This window comes from Pedobacter sp. 10L46_2 (genome assembly GCF_056395165.1).
In genome coordinates, this window is the sequence record NZ_JBFTIZ010000308.1 from 1 (window position 1) to 4,955 (window position 4,955).

At 39.8% G+C, this 4,955-nt stretch carries 4 protein-coding genes and 1 pseudogene; all 5 read left to right on the forward strand.

Annotated features, from left to right (window positions below; all coding sequences use genetic code 11):
* Positions 1–654, forward strand: a pseudogene (locus tag AC1DDX_RS23315) (TonB-dependent receptor); the annotation flags it as partial.
* 22 nt (positions 655–676) lie between these two features.
* Positions 677–1,906 (forward strand): DUF4374 domain-containing protein, encoded by a 1,230-nt coding sequence (locus AC1DDX_RS23320; protein WP_288879449.1) that lies wholly within the window; start codon positions 677–679, stop codon positions 1,904–1,906.
* A gap of 54 nt (positions 1,907–1,960) precedes the next feature.
* Positions 1,961–3,310 (forward strand): PepSY-associated TM helix domain-containing protein, encoded by a 1,350-nt coding sequence (locus AC1DDX_RS23325; protein ID WP_288879448.1) that lies wholly within the window; start codon positions 1,961–1,963, stop codon positions 3,308–3,310.
* Positions 3,311–3,347: 37 nt separating this feature from the next.
* Positions 3,348–4,061 (forward strand): DUF4198 domain-containing protein, encoded by a 714-nt coding sequence (locus AC1DDX_RS23330; RefSeq protein WP_288879447.1) that lies wholly within the window; start codon positions 3,348–3,350, stop codon positions 4,059–4,061.
* 160 nt (positions 4,062–4,221) lie between these two features.
* Positions 4,222–4,955 (forward strand): helix-turn-helix transcriptional regulator (locus tag AC1DDX_RS23335; protein WP_477622676.1); only part of this gene is annotated, 734 nt, incomplete at its 3' end.

The following is a 4,955-nucleotide window of genomic DNA, read 5'->3' on the forward strand; positions in this document are numbered from 1 at the left end:
GTATATGGATTTAAGATCAATGAGGTCAATCGCTTTTCCGTAACTGCTAATGCCATTTACAGATATTCGGGCGATTTTATTTACAATAAATTTGTTGGCGGGACAAGCGGATCTCAGAATTTGCTCATCGCAGACAATCGTTCGGGTGTACGCACCACAGGTATTGATGGAGAAATCAGGTATTCCTATAAAAATTGGTTAAGTGCCGGTGCTACCGTTACTTATCAGAAGTTAAGAAACCTTCAAAAATATGATCCTAAACCAGATGGTGGATTTTATGAGAACGAAAGCGTTGTTTACCTGGATCAGATGCCTAACATCCCTTACTTTTTTGGCAACGCAGATGTGTCTGCATCATTTAAAAATGTTTTAAGAAAAGGCAATAACCTTACAGTGGGTTACAATCTGTTGTACGTTAATTCTTTTTGGCTCTATTGGCCAAGCTTAGGGAGTACAAGCGGAGATGACAAAAATGGTATACCTACACAGGTTGCCCATGATATGAATTTTGTTTATAGCATGAAAAATGGCCGCTATAATGTTTCTCTGGAAGTGAAAAACATTACTAATAAACCTGTATTCGACAATTTTAGCCTGCAGAAGCCCGGTCGCGGATTCTATTTAAACTTCAGATACTTCATCAATAAATCGTAATAATCATTTTATAAAAATCAACATGAAAACAACAATTACCAAAACGCTTTCGGCTTTGGCACTTATTGCCGCTTTAAGTTCTTGCGATAAAAAAAGCGATAGGGAGGTTATCCCTGAAAATCCCGGAAATTATGTGTTAGCAGTTACACCGACTGCAATTGCAGGCGTAGCCGACTATCTGCTGACGGCCTCTAGCCTTGACGAAGGTTCTGCATCTATTATAGGTAATGGTGTTGAACAGGATGGTACTTATCGTTACTATGTAACACTTGGCAACAAATTCTTTAGTATGCTTTACGGTCAGGGTAGTCCTGGTGCTGTTACTGTTTATGATGTTAAAAACGGTAAGCTAAATAAACTAAATGATTTTACAGCTGCAACAGTTCAAGCGTTTGCGCCAGTTAATGACGACATCTTAATGGTAAAAGTATCCAGATCTTTTGCAGCAGCTGGAAGCAGTACACTGCATACCTGGTACATTGTAAATTCTAATACCAATAAGCAGACATCGGAGGGTACTATAGATGCACTTCAACCTGCCGGAAATGGTGAAATTGCCCACTTCAGCTGGATTAAACAGGTAGGCAACAAAGTATTTGCGCCATTCTTTAGCATTAAGGGCAGAACCTTTGAAACAGATTTTCCTGATTATGCAGGTATCGCGGTATATTCTTATCCGGGAATGCAATATGAAAAGACAATTAAAGATACGAGAACTAGCTTTATCGGAAGGTATTTTACAGATGGTTTGGGGCAGGTTGAGAATGGAGATGTGTACGCATTCTCTAGTTCGGTAGCAGTTAATGGCGGTGCACTTACTTCAACTAAGCCTTCTTCAATTACCCGCATCAAAGCTGGTACTACAGAATTTGACCAAAGCTACCTGATGAATTTTGAAACTGCATCTAACGGTTACGTAATCACCAACTGGTTATATATTGGACAAAATAAGTTTATTGCCAACATGGAACCTAAGGCAACTAAAGGTGCCTATGTTACCGGTAAAACTTTGGCAGTTGTTGATGTTGTTAACCAAACTGTATCGGCTGTAACAGGTTTTCCTGAGCCTGCTACCATTGTGGACGTAACTGATAATAACTACAGCCCTAAAGATGGCAAAACCGGTTACATCGGTGTGAACTTGAAAGATGGTACTACGTGGGTTTACAAGATCGATGCTTCAACCAGTAAAGCCACCAGAGGGCTTAAAGTAGAAGGTGGTTTGATCACTGCAATCCAGCACCTCCAATAATTGACCCTACAACACACCAATTACATAAAAATATAAACCTAACAAATTAGAACAATGATACCCGGAAATAAAACCTCACCACCGAAAAAGAAGAGCAAGGATTCTCTTTTTAACAGGATTAACAAATGGCTGCATTTATGGCTTGGCCTGGTTTCGGGTATTATTGTTCTAATTGTTTGTATTACAGGATGTATATGGGTGTTTAATGAAGAAATAACCGGATTGTTGGAGCCCGAAACTAAAGTGGAATGGCAGAACAAACCGGTGCTTAAACCTTCGCAGTTAACTGACATTGCCGCGAAATTGTATGCAGATAAAGTTCCTGCTTATGCCAACTATCACCAGGGTGAGGTAATTAACCTTAGTCTGAGAGATAAGATTAAAAAACCTGGACGTCGTGGTGGAGGCGGACGTAGGGGCGGAGGAGTATTGCTGAAAGTTAATCCTTATACAGGAGAGGTGATTAGCAAAGAGGTACGCAAACCGGGCGAGACAGATTTTTTTAGATTTATTCTGAATGGTCACCGCTTTTTATGGATGCCTTATGAAATAGGAAGACCAATTGTAAATTACGGAACAATGGTTTTTGTAGTGCTGCTTATTACGGGGCTGATCTGGTGGTATCCTAAGAAGTGGAACAAATCTACCCGCGATAAAAGCTTTAAGATTAAGTGGGGTGCTTCGTTTAAACGTGTAAATCTGGATTTGCATAATGTACTGGGATTTTATTCCTTGCTGTTCTTGCTGGCCATCGCATTGTCAGGGATGGTTTATGGAATAAAATGGTACAGCGAAGGCCTTTATTGGGTAACTACTGCTGGCGAAAAACTGCCGGAATTTAGAAGAATGGAGTCGGATTCTCTGCAGGCCGGTAAGTTTTATACTCCGGTGCAGGCAATGGATGCGGCATGGACAAAAGTCATTGCCAAGCACCCTAAGTCTACTGGTTTCTATTACAGTTTCCCGGATACCAAACTGGCTAAAGCAACCATCGACATTACGGTTTATCCTACTGCCGGACAGTATTACAATAGTCAGGGCTATTCTTTTGATCAACATACCTTAAAGGAGCTTAAGCGCAAGGATCCTTATTCTGTTCCTTATAATGAGGCTTCGGTTGGACAGAAACTCCGTAAAATGAACTTTGACATTCATGTGGGCAGTATTCTTGGTTTTCCAGGTAAAGTATTGGCATTTCTGGCTTCTCTGATTGGTGCAAGTTTACCAATCACGGGTTTCCTGATCTGGTATGGCCGTAAGTTCAAAAAGAAGAAGGGAAAGTCTGATTCCGGTACCGCAAGCGCTGCAAATCTTTCTGATAAACCTGCAGTAAAACCTAAATTAAAAGTGATAACTAAGGAGCAGGAGCCAGTATTGGCTGCTAACTCTGTATCAACTCAGTAAATACTATTCATTTCCTTAAAACCTTAATAACAAAAAGATGAAGAAAATAACTTTTTTAGCCCTGACCTTGTTGCTCAGCTTTGTAACCACCAGTATTTTTGCTCATGCCTTGTGGATCGAAACAGCGGCATCTGGTAAAGTAGGACAAAAGCAAACTGTTAAAGTATTCTACGGTGAGTATGTGGCCAATGAGCGCGACAGTGTAGCTAAATGGTATTCGGATGTAAAGGAATTTTCACTTTGGCTGGTAGGGCCAGATCAAAAGAAAACTCAGTTGACCCTAACTCCTGGTGCAAACCATTTTGAGGGTACTTTTACACCGGATCAGAATGGGGCTTATACTGTTGTAGTAAGTCACGAAGCCAGGGAACTTGGTGGAACCACAAAATATCATTTCTTATCTAGTGCTGATGTTATCGTAGGAAAAGCATTGCCTGCAGCAGTTCAAAATCCAAACGTATTGAAACTACATGTAGAAGGTGCTTCGGCTGCAAAAATAAATAAGCCGCTTCAGTTGAAGGCCTTCCTTAATGATGCTGCTGCAAAAGGAAAAACGGTATCTGTATTTTCTCCTAATGGCTGGTCAAGAGAATTGACTACCGATGATAACGGTGCGGCAGAATTCACACCTTTGTGGAAAGGCAGGTATGTAGTTGAAGTGAGCGACATGGATAAAACTCCGGGCCAGCATAATGGTAAAGATTATAAAGCAACCTGGAAGGGTGCTACTTACAGTTTCGAGATCAATTAAGCCCTCTTGAAAATGGGGCAGGCGAGGATTCCTCTTGTTTGTCCCATTTACTTTTCCATATTTTCTTTGGGTCTGAAGGTTTTGACTGGACTTTAGACATAAATAGACTGTTGTAGATAAATAATTGCTACAACTTTACAGCTTAACAAAGCTGTAAACAATGCATTCAAATTTCAAGTTCCAATCTGCTTTTGCAGAATCGGAAATTCTTACCTTTAATACACTCCCTCATTTTTGTACTACTGCACTGCACATGGGGCAGGCCCGAAAATTTAGTTTACTGGAAGGGGAGGTACTACTTCAATCTATAAGTCATTATCTGGCGCATATTGAATTGTTTGAATATTCGCTTAGACAGGATACGAGCATAGATTTTTTATTAAGTGAACCCTCTTTGCTTATGTACGTTGTACAACATAAAAGCGCTTGTTTTTTATGTTATCGGCCTGCGGGGGAATACCATAAAATTATACCTGCCGGAAGACATAAGATTTTAGTGATTACATTTAGTCCTGATTGGCTGATCTATAAAAGTAAAAAATTAACTGCTTTAAAACCACTTATAGCCTGTTTTAATGAGTCAGATAACAGGCATGTTAATTTGCCGGCTTTCGGTATTTCTACCAGCATTTTCAATTTACTAATTAAAATGGATGTTAAAACCAATGATTTAGCTATGGATGCAGATTTCTATAATTTTATCAATAGCTGTATTAATAAATATTATAAGCGCCTTGTTGGTGGCGATATTACTAGTGTTTATTACCAGAAAAAAGCTAGCGCTATTGCCGAGTTCATTAAAAAAAACTTTGCCACTGAACTGGTAGATGATTTGGCTGATCTTGCTGCAAGGTTTATGATGTCGGAGCGGAATCTGATGCGTTTATCTAAAAT